A 17,625-nucleotide genomic window follows, 5' to 3' on the forward strand; every position below is an offset into this window, starting at 1 on the left:
AAGCGGGCGACCAGGACATCCAAAACCGTTCGGGATGTCCGCAGTGACCAGGTATGGGTCCAAGACTCACTCCTGCTCACTGATTAGGAACGGTCGCGCTTGCGTACAGGCCGACCGTCACTGCGCTCCCGGCTGTCCGCTCCGGCCGTCGCCCATGGCCGGCCGGCCGGACGGGGACTCCCCTGCGGTGAGATGTTCCAGGACCTCGACCAGCTCCTGGCACGCTCGTTCCACCGACCGCCTGGTGTTGCGCTGCTCGGTGATCACGGCGGACAGGAGCAGGGCGGTGAGGGCCATCGCCCCGTTGAAGGCCTGCAGCTTGGTCATCACTTCGACACGGGTCAGCCCTTCGAACGGTCCGGCCCGGTCCGTCGCCGCGACGGTCGCCATGATCGAGGCGAACAGGGCGCACAGCATGCTGCCCGCGAGCTGGAAGCGCAGTACCGCCCAGATCAGCAGCGGGTAGACGAGGAAGAGCAGGCTGACGGAACTGCGGGTGGCCACCGGCACGACACCGCAGGCGATGACAGCCAGGCCCAGGGCCTCCTTCCATCGGGTCACGTGCAGTGGCCGGCGCAGCCCGTGCAGCAGGAGCAGGACCGGGGTGACGATCAGAACGCCCATCGCGTCGCCGACCCACCAGGCCATCCAGATCGGCCAGAACTCGGGCGCGGCGAGCCGCCCCGTCAGCACGAGGAGTCCGGCGCCCACGGTTGCGCTGATCACCATGGCGGTCAGGGCGCACAGGAACACCAGCGCGAGACCGTCTCGTAATCGGCCGAGATCCGTGCGGAAGCCCACCTTGCGCAGCAGGAGATACCCGCAGACGGGGGCGGCGGTGTTGCCCACGAGGATGCCGACCGCAGCGGGCCGAAAGGTGGTGAGGGTCATCAGGACGAGGAGGGCGCCGAGGGCGATGCCGGGCCAGCAGCGCATCCCCAGGACCAGCAGGCAGGCCACGGCCACGCCGGTGGGCGGCCAGACGGGTGTGACCACCGCGCCCTCGACGACGAGGTGGCGCAGCAGGCCGAGCCACCCCGCTGCGTAGTAGCCGGCGGCGACTGCCAGCGTCTGCAGGGCGAAGACGACCGGCCGGCGCAGATCCTCGGTACCCACCACAGCAGCCATGAGACACCGGCGCCGCCACGTCTGCGAGGTGAGGGGCGTGGCCTGAAGGCCCTATGGCTGAACGTCGAGCCCGTCGTGGCCGACGACCAGTACGGCGGCGTCGTCGTCGTGCCCCACCTGTTCGACGCCCTTGATCACGGCGGCGGCGAGCGAGCTCGCCCCCATTCCTGCGACGGCGGCGATCCCCGCGAGCCGTACCACCTGGTCGAGCCCGGCCTCGACGCTCAGCGTCGGCCCCTCCACGACACCGTCCGTGAGCAGGACGAACACTCCGCCCGTGGTGAGCCGGTACCGAGTCACGGGGTACTCCATGCCCTTCTGGATACCGAGGGGCGGTCCTCCCTCGTCCTCAAAGACGCCGGATTTTCCGTCGGCCGTGGCCCAGACGCAGGGGATGTGTCCGGCCCGGGCGCTCTCCAGCACTCCGGTGGAGGGGTCGAGCCGCATGAAGGTGCAGGTGGCGAACAGGTCGCCGCCGAGGGACAGGATGAGGTCATTGGTGCGGGCGAGGAGTTCGCCCGGCTCGCTCGTCACGGAGGCGAGCGCGCGCAGTCCGACCCGGACCTGGCCCATGAAGGCCGCCGCCTCGATGTTGTGGCCCTGAACATCGCCGACGGACAGCCCGATGCGGCCGTCGGGCAGCGTGAAGGCGTCGTACCAGTCGCCTCCCACATTGAGGCCGTAGCACGCCGGCGCGTACTCGACGGCCAGGTGGAGTCCCCGGGCGACCGGCAGATCCCGGGGGAGCATGTCGCGCTGCAGGGCGATGGCCAGCTCGACCCTGGAGCGCTGCAGCTCCGCCTGCATGCGCGCCTGGGCGGTCAGCGATCCGAGTCTGGCCAGCAGTTCGTCGCCGTCGTCCGTCGGGGCCGTGCGGGACATTGATCACTCCGGCGAGGACAGAAGCCCCTTGAGGCAAAGCAGTATTTTTCCCATTAAGGGATGATAACTACGCCCCATCGGGGCATGGCACCACGCACGGCCATGCCCGTGGGGCGCTTCCGATCATGCCGGCGGGCGTGCAGCAACGCCTGCCGCAGGCGTGGTCCGCCGGAAGGCCCACTCCATCTTCGGCTCCATCACGCAGCGGAAGATCCGCCGCACGGGTGCGGTGCACAGCAGCGTCACGACGACGGCGGCGACGACGGTCACGGTGATCTCGCCGAGCGGCCGGTGGAGCCAGCCGTTGTCGTACACGTGGAAGTGGTTCACGGTCTGCATGCCGAAGCCGTGCAGCAGATAGCCGTACAGCGTGCCCGCGCCGAGCGCGGTGAACCACATGGCACGCCCCGGCACCCAGGCGAGGAAGCAGGCGACGAGGACCAGTGAGCAGCCGAAGAGGGCCAGCGTCATGAGGGGCCCGTACCAGCCGGGTGCGCCGAGCTGCTCGGCGCTGGTGCGGTGGAAGAACCAGGCGTAGTTCATCCGCGGGACCGCCCAGTACGCCACGACGAGCGCCGAGGCGAAGACGGGCACGGCCAGCAGGCGCACCTCGCGGCGGCGGACCAGTTGGAAGTGCTCCGGCTTCAGGCACAGGCCGAGCACGAAGTAGGGCAGGAACTGCAGCATGCGCTGCAGATCGAGGTCCTTGCCGATGGACGGCGTGAGGGTGGCGAGCATCGCGATGCCGAGCGCGATCGGCAGCGGCCACCGTACGACCTTCCATATCGGGGTGGTCAGCCGCCAGACGAACAGTGCCGCGAGGAACCACGTCAGGTAGAGGGGGTCGAGCAGGCTGAACGCCCGGTCCGGCTCGTTGTCGGCCCACCGTGTGAAGAGGGTGTACGCCACCTCGAAGACGACGTAGGGCACGGCGACACCGGTCAGCAGGCGCTTGATCCGCCCGGGGGTCGCCTCGAAGCCGCGCGAGAAGTAGCCGGAGATGACGATGAACGCCGGCATGTGGAAGCAGTAGACGATCATGTAGAACGCGGTGACGGTTCGGCTCTCGCTGCGCAGCGGCTCCCACGCATGGCCGATCGCCACCAGCACGATCGCGAGGTACTTGGCGTTGTCGAAGAACGCATCGCGCTGCTTGGCCGGCCCCTCGGCCGTCCCGGCCGCGGCCCTCTGCGGCCTGACGGCCGCGCGTTCCGCCGAGCGTACGGCGTCACTCACCGGACCTCCCGAGGCAACCCGGGGCCGCCGTTCCTCGTCCTACATGAATCAGGGGTATATCAACAGTGAACATCAGCGGGCACACTAGTCACACGAGTGAGTCCCCGTACAGCCCTCTCAGCGTCCGGGCTCCTCGTCCCCCGGCGGCCGGCGCCTGTGAGCGGAGCGCGCAGGGGCGGCCGTACGGCCCACCACGGCGGCGAGTTTGCGCAGTCGACGCCAGTCCAGTCGGGGCGGCAGGTCGGGGACGCCCGGCCGTTCACGGGGGACCCGGATGCGCAGGACGCGGCGTTCGATGCGGCAGCGGACGGGAGTGCACAGGGTGACGGCCTCGCCGTCGAGGCCTGCCTCCAGCTGCGGCTCGTCGGCGTCGATCACCACCTCGCGAGCCGTCAGCGCCCCGACCCCCTGGGGGGCCAGCAGCAGTTCGGCCGCCTCCACGGCGCTGTCCACCTTCACGGCGAGGACGCCGAGCCGACCGGAGTTCAGTCGCTGGCGCCGGCCGAAGCCAAGGGGATCGTCGATGCGGTAGGGATTGTTGCTCACCAGAACGGCCTGCGGATCGGTGAACGTGGTGCCGTCGGCGTGGGCGGTCAGACGTGGACCGCGCTGACGGGTGAGCAGGTCGGGCAGCAGCTCCAGCGCGGTACCGACCTTGTCGTCGCGGTAGCCGGGGCTCTGCACGACCGCGCCGTACACCCCGAACGAGGCGTTGTTGACGAACGGGCGGTCGTCGGCGAAGCACAGGTCCACGCGGAGTTCGACACCGTCGGTGAGGGCGTCGAGGCAGGCGGCCGGGTCTTCGCGGTCCAGGCCGAGGTCCATCGCGAAATGGTTGCGGGTGCCGGCCGATATCACGAGGAACGGCAGTCCGTGCTCCGCGGCCACCGCCGCGACCTGGGCCTGTGTTCCGTCACCACCGGCGACGCCCAGGAGGTCGGCTCCGTCCGCCACGGCGGTTCTCGCGAGGGCGGCCACGTCCTGATGCTGTTCCGGATCCAGCAGGACGACCCGCGCACCGAGCCTTTCGGCCTTGTCGCGCAGGGCGAACTTCTCCACCTTGCCGCCCCCGGAGCGCGGGTTGAGCAGCAGGAAGGGACGCTTCGGGGGCGGCGTCCGGTACTCCTTGATCCGCCCTTGGCGCAGCCCCGTGCTGCGCAGCGCGTACCGGCCGCACCAGACCGCCGCGGCCCAGAGCAGCCCAGACAGGGCGATCACCCAGAGCAGGTTCTCCCGCAGAAAGAGCACGACGAGAGCGATGGGCGTGGCGACGGCCAGCAGAGCGGCGCCGGCACGTACGGCTCCGCGGCGGGACAGCACCCACCACAGTGCAGCGACGGTGAGGGCGAGGCCCGCGAGCCCGACGACGAGCAGCAGCAGACCGCCCGGGCCGCCACGGACGAGCGGCAGCAGAACCGCCGCGGCCGCCGCAGCCAGGGCCCCCCTGGCCGCCCAGGCCTGCTTGCGGTGCAACCGCTGCATCGGCGTCGACATCACAGATCCTCCACGCGCCCCGTCGGCGTCACTGTCGCAGCCCTCCCAGCGCCCTCGCGAACGGGCAGGCGGCGTTCCAAGATCTCACGCTCTTTCCCCGGCCAGACAACGGAGCGGAACAGATCAAAGTTGCCGATCAGTGACATTCGGGACAGATCTGTAGCGGGAGCAGAGGGCAACGAACGGAACCCTCGGCGAGTCGTACCAGGCGTAGTGAGCGAACGATGTGGAGGCAATCATGAACGTCCGCACTCGAAGCACCCGACTCACCCTGGCCGCCATGGCAACCGGGGCGGCCGTCGCCCTGACCGCCGCCCCGCCGGCATCCGCCGGCACGTCGGCCTCCGACACTCCCCGGTTCCTCGAGCCGGGCGAACTGCCGCCGCACCCGACGTCGCCCTGGTACGCCGGGCCCGTCACCGCCGGGCAGCCGGACCCGCTGCCGATCTGTGTGGGAGCGGCCCTGCCGTCGATCGCCACCCACCGCACGTACTGGACCGAGTACGACACCAACGCCCTTCAGGTGACGGTCGTCGAGCGGGACACACGGCGCGCCAAGGCGTTCGCCGCCCTGCTCCGCAAGGACCTCGCCGACTGCGCGAAGAAGCTGATGCAGCAGTACCCGGACATCACCGCGACCAGGAAGTACTACGGCCGGCTGAACGTCGAGGAAGGTGCCCACGTCTACGGCATCCACACCGCCTCCGCCTGGGGTGCCTCCGACATAGGGCTGTTCTCGGTCGGCCGGGACGGCAGGACCGTGACCGTCGTCAAGTGGGCGCAGATGGGCAACTTCGCGCACGCCCAGGTCGACGACTTCAGGGCCACGACCGTCAGGGCGGTCAACAAGCTCTTTTGATGTCCCACCCGCCCCATGCGCCTCCACCTCGGCGTTTCGGCCAATCCCGGGTCTCTGCGGACCCTGACGGCCCAACGGTCGATGGCCCCTGCACGAGCCTCCGCTCGCTCCGCCCTGCGGATTCCGGTCCGTCCGAAATACGTGTGTTCGATGACGCGGCTCACGTCGTTGACCCGGATGTCGCCGTCGGCACGTACGTCAGGACCGAACCGGAGGAACCGAGTTGGCCTCAGCAGATGCCCGGAAGGAGCGGCGGACACAAGCCCTCCCTCCGCCACCGCCCGCCGAGATCAGGTACTCGGGCGAGTACTCCGTGAACCCGCTCGGCGAAGCCTCCTTCCGCAGGCTGAGCGCGCAGATCCCCGAGGTCCTGGGCCGCATCATCGCCATGGCCTGGCGCATCGAACGGGGGGCCGTCCTGCTCCTGTTGGCCTGCCCGGTGGTCACCGGTGCCGCCGCCGCGGCCCTGCTGGCGGCGACTGCGCAGGCGATGGGACCGCTGCTCGGCGCGGACACGGTCACCGACCGTCTCCGGCAGGCCCTGCCGGCGCTGGTGGTCGTCGGCATCGCCGCCGGTGTCGCCCGGGTCGCGGGCGTCGTGGCGGCCTACGCCGAGCGGCGGATCACTCCCCGGCTCACCACCCAGGCGGACACCGCCCTCGTGGAGGCGGTCTGCCGCGTCGAGGCGTCGGCCTACGCCGTCGACGGTTTCTCCGACCGTCAGGAAGCAGCGGAGATGGGAGTGATCCGCACCCATGTGATGGTCACGGACGCACAGCGGTTCCTGTCGGCCCTGATCCGGATGGTCACCGCGGCCGGAGCGCTGTCGGTGCTCAACCCGTTGCTGCTGCCCCTGCTTCTCCTCGCCGTGCTGCCGGCCGGTGTCGGCGCGGTCCTCACCGCGCGCGTGGACTACGAGATCCACTACGCCAACATCGCCGACCGCAACGTCAGAGGCATGATGCGCTGGTGGTCCACGACCCCCAAGTACGGCGACGAGGTCCGCGCGAACTCGATGACCGACTACCTCATCTTCTGGTACCGGTCCCTGTCCGAGCGCTGCGACCGGCGCACGCTGGCCGCCGCCCCGCGCACGCTGCGCATCGCCCTGGTCTCCTCCCTGGTCGCCGGCGTGTTCCTCGTCGCGACCTGGGGAGCGCTGGCCTGGCTGGCGACGACGGGGAGGATCGCGCTCGCGCTCGCCGCGACGGCCGTCGTGGCCGTGCAGACGACCCTCGCCGGCCTCTCCCAGGTGATCATCAACGGTGCCGCGCTCTTCCACACGAGCCTGTATCTGAGCGACATGCAGGCGTTCCTGGACGACGCCTCGGCGCGAGCGCCCGAACGGGGCGCGTTGTCGGTCGCGGCGCCGGTGGACGAGATCCGGCTGGAGGAGGTCGTCTACCAGTACCCGGGCAAGGACCGGCCCGCCGTCCACGGTGTGTCGCTCACCCTGCGGCGGGGCGAGATCCTCGCGGTCGTCGGCGCCAACGGCTCCGGCAAGTCGACGCTCACCCGCCTGATCACCGGGATCTACCTCGCCGACAAGGGCCGGGTGACCTGGAACGGCCTGGACCTCGCCGGGACCGACCCGGCAACTGTCTGGCAGCAGACCGGACTTGTGCCGCAGATCTTCGCACAGTGGCCGCTGCGGGTGCGGGAGAACGTCACCCTCGGCCAGCCCCGGACCCGGGACGACGGGCCGGTGTGGGAGGCGATCGACGCCGTCGGCATGCGCCGGCCGGTCGAGGAACTGCCCGCCGGTCTCGACACCCTCCTCGCCCGTGAGGTCTTCGGCGGTGCGGAGCTGTCGGGCGGGCAGTGGCAGCGCATCGCCTGCTCGCGGGCGCTGTACCGGCGTCCCGCCCTGCTGATCCTCGACGAGCCCACCTCCCAGATGGATCCGCGCGGCGAGCACCAGATCTTCGAGCAGATCAAGGCGATCGCCGGCGACCGCATCACCATCGTCGTCACCCACCGACTGGAGAACACGAAGATCGCCGACCACATCGTGGTCATGGAGGAGGGCCGCATCACGGAACAGGGCAGGTACGACGACCTCGTGCACGCCGGCGGCACCTTCGCCGAACTCCTGGAACTCTCGCAGGACCGATAGCCGGCCGAGATGCGGCGCAATCCGCGCATTGGCATGGACCTGATAGACATACGGAGCTACGCTCGGCCCAACCTCCATGAGAGCGCTCTCAGTTGCGGTTGTTCCACCCCCACCTTGCTGGAACGACGAAGGGCATCTTCCGTGAGACGCATCAGACTCCTGCACGCCGGCGTGGCCGCCCTCCTCATGCTCGGCAGCTGGTCCGCCGCCAGTACCCTGCCGGCCGCGGCGCACGACACCGCCGCCGACGACGCGCCGCCGGCCTCCGCCGGACTTCTGCACGCCATGCAGCGCGACCTCGGCCTGTCGAGTGATCAGGCGGAGGCACGGCTGGCGGCGGAGCGCACCGCCAGGGACGTCGCACCGACCGCGCGCCGGGCGGCCGGCGCCGCATACGGCGGCTCGTGGTTCGACGCGGACAGCGAGCGGTTGACCGTCGCTGTCACGTCGGACGCCTCCGCCGCGACCCTGCGGGCCGTCCGGTCCACCGGCGCGACCGTCCGCACCGTCGAGCACAGCGCGCGACAGCTCGACGCCACCAAGGCACGCATCGACCGGCTGTCCGCCCCGTCGGGCGTGAGCAGCTGGCACGTCGACCCGGCGGCCAACGCGGTCGTGGTGAACGTCGTCGAGGCCGAGCGCGCCGACAACGATGTCCGGCGCTTCGTCGCCCGTGCCCGCGCTGCCGGGCCGGTGACCGTGGAGACGGTGCCGGCCGCCCCGCGGACCTTCGCGGCGGGAACGGTCGGCGGCGACCCCTACTACACCGGCAACGTCCGCTGCTCCATCGGCTTCTCGGTCCACGGCGGGTTCGTCACCGCCGGACACTGCGGCGGGGGCGGCGCCGCAGTGCGCGGCTGGGACGGCACACACATCGGCACCTTCCAGGGCTCCTCCTTCCCGGACAACGACTACGCGTGGGTCAGCGTCGGCAGCGGCTGGTGGACCGTCCCGGTGGTCCTCGGCTGGGGCACGGTCCCGGACCGGCTGGTGCGCGGCTCGGCCGAGGCACCCGTCGGCACCTCGATATGCCGGTCCGGCTCCACGACCCACTGGCACTGCGGCACCGTGCTGGCCAGGAACGAGACCGTCAACTACAGCCAGGGCGCGGTGCATCAGATGACGAAGACCAGCGTCTGCGCCGAACCCGGCGACTCGGGCGGCTCCTTCATCAGCGGTGACCAGGCACAAGGGGTCACGTCGGGAGGCTGGGGCAACTGCTCCGGCGGCGGTGAGACCTGGTTCCAGCCGGTCAACGAGATCCTCAACCGCTATGGGCTGACCCTGCACACTGCCTGATCCGCATCACGGCCCGAGGGTCCCGCCGGCGTCCGGCGGGACCCTCTCGCACGCCCGGCCGCGGTCCGCCCGTCACCAGGGCGGGCGGACCTTACGGCCACACAGAGCACGGGACCGGGATCGACCGGGCGTCAGACACACCCGGCGGGGGCCGGCCGCGACGCGTCGTCGATCAGCGTCTCGTGAGCCGCCGCGAGGCGTTGCACATCCGGTTTGATCACCCTGCGGTCGTACGTCAGCAGGCCGTTGAGCTCGCCCTCGACGTCCGAGATCTGGGTGTAGACGGCGCCGTTGCTTCCCCGGCACACCAGGGCGCGCACCTCGTCGAGCTTGTCGAGGTAGTCGTCGGTGTAGGTGGCGGGGTCGACGTCGACGTACGACTGCTGCACCGACCAGGCGTGTCCCGGCACGGCGAGGCCGAGTCCGCCGTACTCGCCGCTGACCAGGGCGCGTTGCCCGTCGGGACGGGGCGGCAGGGCCGGGCTCGGGTAGCCGTGCTCGTCCATGATGTCGCCGGCGTTGCCGTCGGCGCCGAGGTTGAGGCCGGACTGGTTGTTGACCAGGCGGGTCGGGTCCCAGGCCCCCGCCTGCTCGGCGATGCGGCCGACGTCGTACTGGCCCCAGCCCTCGTTGAAGGTGACCCACATGACGACCGAGGGGCTGCTGATGTGCTCGTCGATCATCTGCTTCATCTCGCGCTCGTACTGCGCGCGGGCCGCGGCACTCGGGTTCACGCCCGCGGTCATGGCCGGCATGTCCTGCCACACGAGCAGGCCGAGCCGGTCGGCCCAGTGGAACCAGCGGTCGGGTTCGACCTTGATGTGCTTGCGGACCGAGTTGAAGCCCATCTTCTTGTGCATCTTCAGGTCGTACGCGAGGGCCTCGTCGGTCGGCGCGGTGTGCAGTCCGTCGGGCCAGAAGCCCTGGTCCAGGGTGGCCATGAGGAAGACCGGCTCGCCGTTCAGGACCGTGCGCGGGACGCCGTTCACCTGCTCCACCGCGATGGAGCGCATCCCGAAGTAGCTGCCGACACGGTCGCCGCCGACGCTCACCTTCAGGTCGTACAGGAACGGATCGTCGGGTGACCACAGGCGTGGACGGGGGATGTCCAGGGTGAGCGGCTCGCCGCTGCGGCCGCGGGCGGTGGCGACCCGGCGGCTCCCGTCGTACGCGGTGGCGGTGACCGGGAGGCCGTCGCGGACGCCCTGCGGTTCGACGGTCAGCGTGCCCGCGTCGACGTCGGGGGTCAGCCTGAGCCCTTCGACGTGGTCGGCGGCGACCGGTTCCAGCCACACCGTCTGCCAGATGCCGGACGACGGTGTGTACCAGATGCCGCTCGGGTCTAGGCGCTGCTTGCCCACGGGCGGGTTCTCGCCGTTCGCCGCGTCCGTCGGGTCGTACACGCCGACGATCAGCTCCTGGGTGCGGCCGGGCCGCAGGGCGTCGGTGATGTCGGCGGAGAACTTGTCGTAGCCGCCCTCGTGCGCGGCGACCTTGATGCCGTTGACGTAGACCTCGGCCCGCCAGTCGACGGCGCCGAAGTTCAGCTGGAGCCGTTTGGCGGTACCGATCCGCCAGTCGGACGGGACGGTGAAGGTACGCCGGTACCACATGCGGTCCTCGTGCCGTTCGACGCCCGAGAGCTGGGACTCGACGGGGTAGGGGACGAGAATCTCCTCGTCGAGGTTCCGGCCGAGCGGCGGCTGCTCCCCGGCCTGTGCGGCGGCGAACTGCCAGGTGCCGTTCAGGTTCCGCCAGCTGTCGCGGGTGAGCTGGGGACGGGGGTACTCGCGGTGGGCGTTGTCCGGGGTGACGTCGTCGGCCCACTTGGTGCGCAGCTGGTGGGTGGAGTGGTTCGGGCCGCTGCTCCAGAAGGCGTTGACAACGTTGCCGTCCCTGCCGGTGAGGCCGCCTTCGCCGTCGTAGCGGACGTCCGCGAGGCCCGGGGCGGTGCCGGTCTTGTTGCCGACCACGGGTTCGTCGAGTGCCACGAGCAGGGACCTGGGGGCGGCGGGATCGACATGTGCCTCGCCCAGGGGCCAGGTGGCGCCGCCGATCACGGCGTCCAGGTGGTCGGTGATTCCGGCGGGTGGCGGGGCCAGTTCCTGGGCGAAGTCGAGGCGGAGGGTACGGCCGTCCTGAAGGACGGTGGTGGCGATGGCGCCGTCGTAGTCGTAGCCCTCGGGCAGGAGGAACGCCGACTGCGGGACGGCCGTCTTGGTGCCGCCCGGCGGGGTCCAGCGCAGATGGAGGTTGGAGCCTCCGTAGTGCTCGAAGTACTCGACCTTGATGTCGTAGGCGCGGCCGGCCGTCAACTCGACCGGCTCGCTGGTCTGTTCGCGGTCCCAGTCGTCGACCCAGTGGTCGATGACGGGCCGGTCGTCGATCCAGAGCCGGAAGCCGTTGTCGCCGATGATCGAGAAGGTGGTGGGGCCGGTCTTCTCCGGCACGATACGGCCGGTCCAGCGGACGCTGACGTCGTCCGAGCGGCCGGTGGCGGCGCGGAGTCGGGACTCCAGGGAGTCGAAGTCGAGCCGGGGGTCGAATCCGGTGGCCTTGAGCTCGTGGAAGTCGAACGTGCCGGGCGCCGAGTGCGTGTAGTACTCGCCCTTGAGGCCGTGGACGTCGACGGGGTCACCGGCCGCCGTGGCGGCCGGTGCCGCGGCCAGTCCGGCCATGCCCAGCACGGCCGCTAACAGCAGTGCGAGGCGGTCTCTGAACGGTCTGATGCGCACGAATCCTCCTTGACCGAGGAAGGGTGGTGGCGGCTCACCGCTTCAGTCTGTACAACGTTGCAAACACAGCAGTTGGCATGACAGCACGCCCACCGATCCCTGTCCAGGTTCATGACAAACGCTCCGCCGTCGGAGCCGTCACTCTGCCGAGGAGGCCTCTTGCCGGTGAGCCTGAAGGACGTGGCCCAGCGCGCCGGCGTCTCGATCAAGACCGTGTCCAATGTGGTGAACAACCATCCCCATGTCGCCCCCGCCATGCGGGCCCGGGTACAGGCCGCCATCGACGAACTGGGCTACCGCCCGAACCCCACCGCGCGTCATCTGCGCAAGGGGCGTACGGGCATCATCGCCCTGGCCGTTCCCGAACTGGGCAACCCCTACTTCGCCGAGTTGGCCGGCGCCGTCATCGACGCCGCCGCGGAGCACGAGTACACGGTCCTGCTCGACCGCACGGGCGGCCGACGGGACAAGGAGGTGCTGGTCAGCCAGGGTTTCCGGACCCGGGTGATCGACGGGCTCATCCTCAGCCCGATCGAGCTGGAGGTCGCGGACCTTCAGGAGCGCTCCGACGACGTGCCCCTGGTGCTGCTCGGCGAGCGGGAGTACGACGCGCCCCACGACCACATCGCCGTGGACAACGTGGCGGCGGCCCGCCAGGCCGTACGGCATCTGCTCGGCCGGGGCCGCACCCGCATCGCCTGTCTGGGAGCGGGCACGGACGCCGCGAACCGGCCGGCTCATCTACGACTCCTGGGCTGGCGCCAGGAGTTGGCGGCGGCCAAAGTGCCCGCGCCCGACAGCCTCGTCGTGCCCGTCGGCGGGTGGGACCGCGCCGACGGGGCACGGGGCATGGCCCGGCTGCTGGACTCGGGCCTGCGCCCCGACGCCGTGTTCGCGTTCAACGACCTGATAGCCATCGGTGCGATGCGGACACTGCACGAGCGGGGGCTGCGGGTGCCCCAGGACGTGGCCGTGGTGGGCTTCGACGACATCGCCGAGGGGCGGTTCGGGGCCGTGTCCCTGACCACCGTCTCACCGGACAAGCAGGCCATCGCCCGCATGGCGGTGGCCTCGCTGCTGCGCAGCCTGTCGGGGAACGGCGAGTCGGCCGGGCGTGAACTCACCGCCCCGCACCGGCTGGTGGAGCGGGAGAGCACGCTGGGGCGGCGTCAGGGCGCGGCCGGCGGATGAGGTCGGCTCCAAGATGCGGTGACTGATCGGCGCAGGTGAACGGTGTCAGGCGCCGCGATTCCGGCATGGTCCGCGGGCAGGCCCTAAGCGGGTGATGCGTGAGACGCCGTGTGCCCTGCGGGGCATGCATGAGTGTCTCCGGCCTTATCCGGCCGGCTCTGCGGACACGACGCGTTGGAGGCGAGTGATGAACGAAACAGCCGATCAAGCCGACCCCAGGGCCGACGAAGCCCAGGTCCCGGTCCTCATCGTCGGCGGTTCCCTGGTCGGCCTGTCGACCTCGCTGTTCCTGGGCCGACTGGGTGTCCGGCACACACTGGTGGAGCGTCATGCCGGCACCTCCATCCACCCCCGCGGCCGCGGCAACAACGTCCGCACGATGGAGCTGTTCCGGGTGGCCGGCGTCGAGCCGGCGATCCATGAGGCCGCCTCCACCCTGGCCAAGAACCACGGCATTCTGCAGGCACCCACCCTGGTCGGCGACGCGGGCGACTGGCTGTTCAAGGAGATCGACCCGGGCGGCGGACTGGCCCGCTTCAGTCCGACGTCATGGTGTCTGTGCAGCCAGAACGACCTGGAGCCGGTCCTGCTGGACCATGCCGCGGGGCTCGGCGGCAACCTGCGCTACTCCACCGAACTGATGGCGTTCGACACCGACGCGGACGGCGTCACCGCGTTGGTCAAGAACCGGGAGACGGGCGAGCACAGCACCATCCGCGCGGACTACCTCGTCGCCGCCGACGGCCCCCGCAGTCCCGTCCGGGACCAGCTCGGCATCGGCCACAACGGCCCCGGCGACCTGTTCCACAACGTCAGCATCACCTTCCGGTCCCGTCGTCTCGCCGACGTGGTGGGCGACCGGCGCTTCATCGTCTGCTACCTGACCCGCCCGGGTGCCGACGGGGCACTGCTGCCGGTGGACAACCGCGAGAACTGGGTCTTCCACGCCCCCTGGCACCCCGAAGACGGCGAAACGGTGGAGGAGTTCACCGACGAGCGGTGTGCCGAGCACATCCGCCGCGCGGTCGGGGACATGGACATCGACGTGGAGATCACCGGAAGGGCGCCCTGGCACGCCGCCCAACGGGTCGCCCAAAGCTACCGGTCCGGACGCGTCTTCCTGGCGGGCGACTCGGCCCACGAGATGTCCCCCACCGGAGCCTTCGGCTCCAACACCGGTATCCAGGACGCGCACAACCTCGCCTGGAAGCTGGCTGCCGTGCTCGGCGGCTGGGCAGGGGACGGGCTTCTGGACACCTACGACATCGAACGCCGTAGGGTCGCCGAGGCGACCAGCGCCCGCGCGGCCGCCCGGTCGGCCGAGCACAGCCACCCCGGCTACACCCCTCCACCCACCGCCGGCAACGCCCCCCAGCGCGGCATCCTCAACATCACACTCGGCTACCGCTACCCGAAGGGCGCCGTCGTCGGCGCCGATCCCACGGCGGCGGTCGTGCCCGAGAAGCTCGCCCTGACCGGGGAGCCCGGCAGCAGGGCACCCCACCTGTGGGTACGGTTCCGGGGCGAACGGATCTCCACCCTCGACCTGTACGAACGGTCCCTGGTCCTGCTCAGCGACGCGGATGAGCCGAGCGGATGGCACGAGGCCGCCACACGCCTCGCCGAAGAGATGTCGGTCCCGCTCGTCTCCTACCGGGTGGGGACCGGCCCCGGCAGCGAGCTGTCCGAGGACGGTGCGGACTGGTCGGAGGTCCACGGCACGACCCGCGCAGGGGCCGTACTGGTCCGGCCCGACGGGTTCGTCGCATGGCGGTCGCCAGACGCGGTCCCGGACGCCGGATCGACACTCCGTCAGGTGGTGCGGGCAGTCCTCGCATTGACCTGACCCTCGTCACACGAGCACGACGTCGCGCCGACGGCCCATGCTGTCGGCGCGACGTCACGCTGTGGTGCCCAGGCGCGCCGTTCACCCAGGTGAGCCCCTTGAGTGGTGGGAGGCCGACAACTGACTGACGGTTGATCACGTCAGGCCGGGTCACCTCAGCTGACGAAGCGCCAGCTGCCCGGCCGTGGCGAAAGGACCCCCATATGCGCTCAGCACGCATGCTCCTGGCCGCCGCGGCGGCCTCGGCCGTCCTCACCCTGACCGCACCCGGCGTCTACGCAGCCGAGGACTGGAACCACGACGACTCGTCCTACAGCAAGGAGGACGACAACGGAGGCAAGCACGACTCGGGAGGCTACAAGGACAGCGAGCACGACAACGGAGGCAAGCACGACTCGGGAGGCTACAAGGACAGCGAGCACGACAAGGGCGGCTGGAGCAGCGACCACGACAAGCCCCACGGCGGGATGCACACCGGCGGCGGCGCGCTGGACGCGCCCACGGTGACCGCGGGCGGCCTGGCCGTTCTGGCCGTCGCGGCAACCGGCCTGTACGCCGCGCGTCGAAGGAACTCGGCACACGGCACGGCCTGACCCATGCCGGACGCGATAGCAGCCGCAGGCCGGGCCGCCACGCGTGCACCGTGTGGCGGCCCGGCCGGCTTCCCGCCCGCCCTGTCCGCCCTGTTGCCGTGCACTAGTGAGGTGGTCTCCGATGCCGGCCCAGCCTTCTTCCCCCACCGACGACGAACAGGTGCCGTCCGGCCAGGGGTCCCACGGAGGCATGATCGTGCTGTGTGCCGTGGCTCTGCTGATTCTGACGGTGCGCCTGATCGGCGGCGACGAACCGCCGTCCGATTCCTCCCGTCCGGCGCACGCCCCACCGGCGCCACACGCCGCAGCGCCGGCAATGCCCGGCCCGCACGCGGCGGGAAGGCACCTGCCGCGGTCGAAGCCGGTGCGCCTGCTCATCCCGAAGATCTCGGTCGACGCGCCCTTCACGGACCTTGCCATCGGCTCCAACGGGCAGCTCGAACCCCCGCCCGCCCACGACGTCAACCTCGTCGGCTGGCACGCCGAGGGGGCCAGCCCCGGAGAGGCCGGTACCTCGATCGTCGCCGGGCACGTCGACACGGCCACCTCCCCCGCCGTCTTCGCCGACCTCGGTGCCCTGCAGAAGGGGGACGTCTTCCACGTCGAACGAGCCGACGGGCGCACGGCGTCCTTCGTGGTCGACAGCGTGGAGACGTTCGCCAAGGACCGCTTCCCGAGCCGGCATGTGTACGGCGACACCCCCCAGGCCCAGGTCCGGCTCATCACCTGCGCGGGTGATTACGACCGCACGGTCAAGGACTACACGGACAACCTGGTGGTCTTCGCTCATCTCATGTGAACAGACCTGGTTGTCCGTCAGGTGCGCGCGCAGGCAACGCGTCGGAGCTTCCCCGCCCCGCGGGAGCGGATCCGCGCCGCCGGTCACCCACGTAGTCCATACGATTCGCGCACTGGTGGGGACCGGCACAAGATCGAGGCACGCTCACGTCGCATCACCGCAATCGACGTCAGCCTCCCCCTTCCCGCTAAGGAGATGTGCGCAGGATGACCACTTCCGCACTTGCTTCAGAACCGCTGACGCAACAGGTGCCGCACCATGTCTCGCAGTCCGTCTTCGACGGCTCCCGGCTCCGGGTCGTCCTTCTGGTGGACGTCCACGACGGAGCCCAGCAGCAGTTCCTGGAGGCGTACGAGCAACTCTGCAACCAGGTCGCGTCCGTTCCCGGGCATGTCAGCGACCAGTTGTGCCAGTCGATCGAGAATCCCTCGCAATGGCTCATCACGAGTGAGTGGGAGAGTGCCCCGCCGTTCCTCACCTGGGTGAACAGCGAGGAGCACGTGCGGATGGTGGAGCCCTTGCACCGCTGCGTCCGGGACACCAGGTCGCTGCGCTTCCACATCGTCCGCGAGACCGGCGACCCGGCTCAGGACGCCAGGTCCGGCAAGCGCCGGCTCCAGGCATCACCCCGGATCGGGGACGGCGTCATCCGGCACGCGCTCACCTTCACGGTCAAGCCGGGCAGTGAGCAGACCGTCGCCAGGATCCTCGCCGACTACGCCGCGCCCGAGCCGCAGGTCGACGACACCACCCGGCTGTGCCGCACCTCCCTGTTCATGCACGGCAACCGTGTGGTGCGGGCCATCGAGGTGCGCGGCGACCTGCTCGCCGCGCTGCGCCACGTCGCCCGGCAGCCCGAGGTGCGGGCCGTCGAGGAAGCCGTCAACCCCCATCTGGAGCAGGACCGGGACCTCGATGATCCCGAGTCCGCCCGCGTCTTCTTCACCCGCGCGGCGCTGCCCGCCGTACACCATGTGACGGCGGGCCAGGAAACCGGGCAGGCCGTGCGGCACGCGTTGTACTACCCGGCCCGGGAGGGCAGCGGAATGCGGCTCGCCGAACTGCTCGCCCGGCAGGACGAGGCGGCGGCGGAGGATCCGCACAGCCCGGTGCTGTGCAGCACGATCTTCCAGCGGGACGACATCGTGATGCGGCTGATCGATGTGCGCGGCGGCCTCGACGCCGACCCCGGCGCGGTGCTCGGGCTGACGGACCGGGGTCAGGCAGCCGAGGTGACGGCACTCCTCGACGGCGACGCCCTCGGTGCCGACCCCTCCGCGCTGATGGACGCCGCGCCCGCCGGCCTCCTCACGCTCGCCCGCATGGAACTCGTCACCGACCGCCGCTCACCAGAGGCCTGACCAGCTCGCAGGGCGCGGCCGCCCGGCCCCCCAAGTCGACACAGCACACGATCGGAGCAACGTCGTGATCAAACCCCGTCTCAACA

13 protein-coding genes are annotated in these 17,625 nt (G+C 70.5%); 8 read left to right on the forward strand and 5 right to left on the reverse strand.

Annotation, left to right across the window (positions count from 1 at the left end; translation table 11 throughout):
- Positions 1-117 precede the first annotated feature (117 nt).
- From ACFV7R_RS37660 to ACFV7R_RS37675, 4 genes are all read right to left on the reverse strand, one after another.
- Positions 118-1,128, reverse strand: a complete 1,011-nt coding sequence (locus ACFV7R_RS37660) for an MASE1 domain-containing protein (protein WP_385272242.1) — start codon at positions 1,126-1,128, stop codon at positions 118-120.
- Between the two features lie 51 nt (positions 1,129-1,179).
- Positions 1,180-2,010 (reverse strand): PP2C family protein-serine/threonine phosphatase, encoded by an 831-nt coding sequence (locus tag ACFV7R_RS37665; RefSeq protein ID WP_385272245.1) that lies wholly within the window; start codon positions 2,008-2,010, stop codon positions 1,180-1,182.
- Positions 2,011-2,133: 123 nt separating this feature from the next.
- Complete coding sequence (locus ACFV7R_RS37670) at positions 2,134-3,246, reverse strand: acyltransferase family protein (protein WP_385272248.1); 1,113 nt, start codon at positions 3,244-3,246, stop codon at positions 2,134-2,136.
- A gap of 117 nt (positions 3,247-3,363) precedes the next feature.
- The gene (locus ACFV7R_RS37675; RefSeq protein WP_385272251.1) at positions 3,364-4,740 is read right to left on the reverse strand and encodes a diacylglycerol/lipid kinase family protein; all 1,377 of its coding nucleotides are present in this window, start codon (positions 4,738-4,740) and stop codon (positions 3,364-3,366) included.
- Between the two features lie 238 nt (positions 4,741-4,978).
- Between ACFV7R_RS37675 and ACFV7R_RS37680 the strand changes: the two genes are divergently transcribed.
- The 3 genes from ACFV7R_RS37680 to ACFV7R_RS37690 all read left to right on the forward strand — a co-directional run bounded on the left by ACFV7R_RS37680 (position 4,979) and on the right by ACFV7R_RS37690 (position 9,014).
- Positions 4,979-5,599 carry a hypothetical protein gene (locus ACFV7R_RS37680; protein ID WP_385272254.1) on the forward strand — a complete coding sequence of 207 codons (621 nt, stop codon included), beginning with the start codon at positions 4,979-4,981 and terminating at the stop codon, positions 5,597-5,599.
- Positions 5,600-5,987: 388 nt separating this feature from the next.
- A complete protein-coding gene (locus ACFV7R_RS37685) occupies positions 5,988-7,715 on the forward strand; it encodes an ATP-binding cassette domain-containing protein (protein WP_385272426.1) in 1,728 nt (575 codons plus the stop codon).
- 141 nt (positions 7,716-7,856) lie between these two features.
- Positions 7,857-9,014, forward strand: coding sequence for a S1 family peptidase (locus ACFV7R_RS37690; protein ID WP_385272257.1), 1,158 nt, complete (start codon positions 7,857-7,859; stop codon positions 9,012-9,014).
- A 131-nt stretch (positions 9,015-9,145) separates the two neighbouring features.
- Here ACFV7R_RS37690 and ACFV7R_RS37695 read toward each other — a convergent pair whose 3' ends face one another.
- Positions 9,146-11,692 carry a PA14 domain-containing protein gene (locus tag ACFV7R_RS37695; RefSeq protein ID WP_385272429.1) on the reverse strand — a complete coding sequence of 849 codons (2,547 nt, stop codon included), beginning with the start codon at positions 11,690-11,692 and terminating at the stop codon, positions 9,146-9,148.
- Between the two features lie 216 nt (positions 11,693-11,908).
- Between ACFV7R_RS37695 and ACFV7R_RS37700 the strand changes: the two genes are divergently transcribed.
- From ACFV7R_RS37700 to ACFV7R_RS37720, 5 genes are all read left to right on the forward strand, one after another.
- Positions 11,909-12,940, forward strand: coding sequence for a LacI family DNA-binding transcriptional regulator (locus tag ACFV7R_RS37700; RefSeq protein ID WP_385272260.1), 1,032 nt, complete (start codon positions 11,909-11,911; stop codon positions 12,938-12,940).
- Positions 12,941-13,127: 187 nt separating this feature from the next.
- The gene (locus ACFV7R_RS37705; protein ID WP_385272263.1) at positions 13,128-14,786 is read left to right on the forward strand and encodes an FAD-dependent monooxygenase; all 1,659 of its coding nucleotides are present in this window, start codon (positions 13,128-13,130) and stop codon (positions 14,784-14,786) included.
- 203 nt (positions 14,787-14,989) lie between these two features.
- Entirely contained in the window at positions 14,990-15,379 is a 390-nt protein-coding gene (locus ACFV7R_RS37710; RefSeq protein WP_385272266.1) for a hypothetical protein, read from the forward strand.
- Between the two features lie 121 nt (positions 15,380-15,500).
- Positions 15,501-16,178, forward strand: a complete 678-nt coding sequence (locus ACFV7R_RS37715; RefSeq protein WP_385272269.1) for a class F sortase — start codon at positions 15,501-15,503, stop codon at positions 16,176-16,178.
- Positions 16,179-16,384: 206 nt separating this feature from the next.
- On the forward strand, positions 16,385-17,539 hold the full coding sequence (locus tag ACFV7R_RS37720) for a SchA/CurD-like domain-containing protein (protein WP_385272272.1): 1,155 nt from the start codon (positions 16,385-16,387) through the stop codon (positions 17,537-17,539).
- The last annotated feature ends 86 nt before the right edge of the window (positions 17,540-17,625 follow it).

Origin of the sequence: Streptomyces sp. NPDC059866, assembly GCF_042731325.1 — a bacterium.
Classification (GTDB): Bacteria; Actinomycetota; Actinomycetes; order Streptomycetales; family Streptomycetaceae; genus Streptomyces; species Streptomyces flavusporus.

Coding starts and splice junctions, on each gene's coding strand:
- ACFV7R_RS37715 (WP_385272269.1), top strand. CDS start 15,501: ATGCCGGCCCAGCCTTCTTCCCCCACCGACGACGAACAGGTGCCGTCC.
- ACFV7R_RS37680 (WP_385272254.1), top strand. CDS start 4,979: ATGAACGTCCGCACTCGAAGCACCCGACTCACCCTGGCCGCCATGGCA.
- ACFV7R_RS37660 (WP_385272242.1), bottom strand. CDS start 1,128: ATGGCTGCTGTGGTGGGTACCGAGGATCTGCGCCGGCCGGTCGTCTTC.
- ACFV7R_RS37675 (WP_385272251.1), bottom strand. CDS start 4,740: ATGTCGACGCCGATGCAGCGGTTGCACCGCAAGCAGGCCTGGGCGGCC.
- ACFV7R_RS37705 (WP_385272263.1), top strand. CDS start 13,128: ATGAACGAAACAGCCGATCAAGCCGACCCCAGGGCCGACGAAGCCCAG.
- ACFV7R_RS37710 (WP_385272266.1), top strand. CDS start 14,990: ATGCGCTCAGCACGCATGCTCCTGGCCGCCGCGGCGGCCTCGGCCGTC.
- ACFV7R_RS37665 (WP_385272245.1), bottom strand. CDS start 2,010: ATGTCCCGCACGGCCCCGACGGACGACGGCGACGAACTGCTGGCCAGA.
- ACFV7R_RS37685 (WP_385272426.1), top strand. CDS start 5,988: ATGGCCTGGCGCATCGAACGGGGGGCCGTCCTGCTCCTGTTGGCCTGC.
- ACFV7R_RS37695 (WP_385272429.1), bottom strand. CDS start 11,692: ATGGCCGGACTGGCCGCGGCACCGGCCGCCACGGCGGCCGGTGACCCC.
- ACFV7R_RS37720 (WP_385272272.1), top strand. CDS start 16,385: ATGACCACTTCCGCACTTGCTTCAGAACCGCTGACGCAACAGGTGCCG.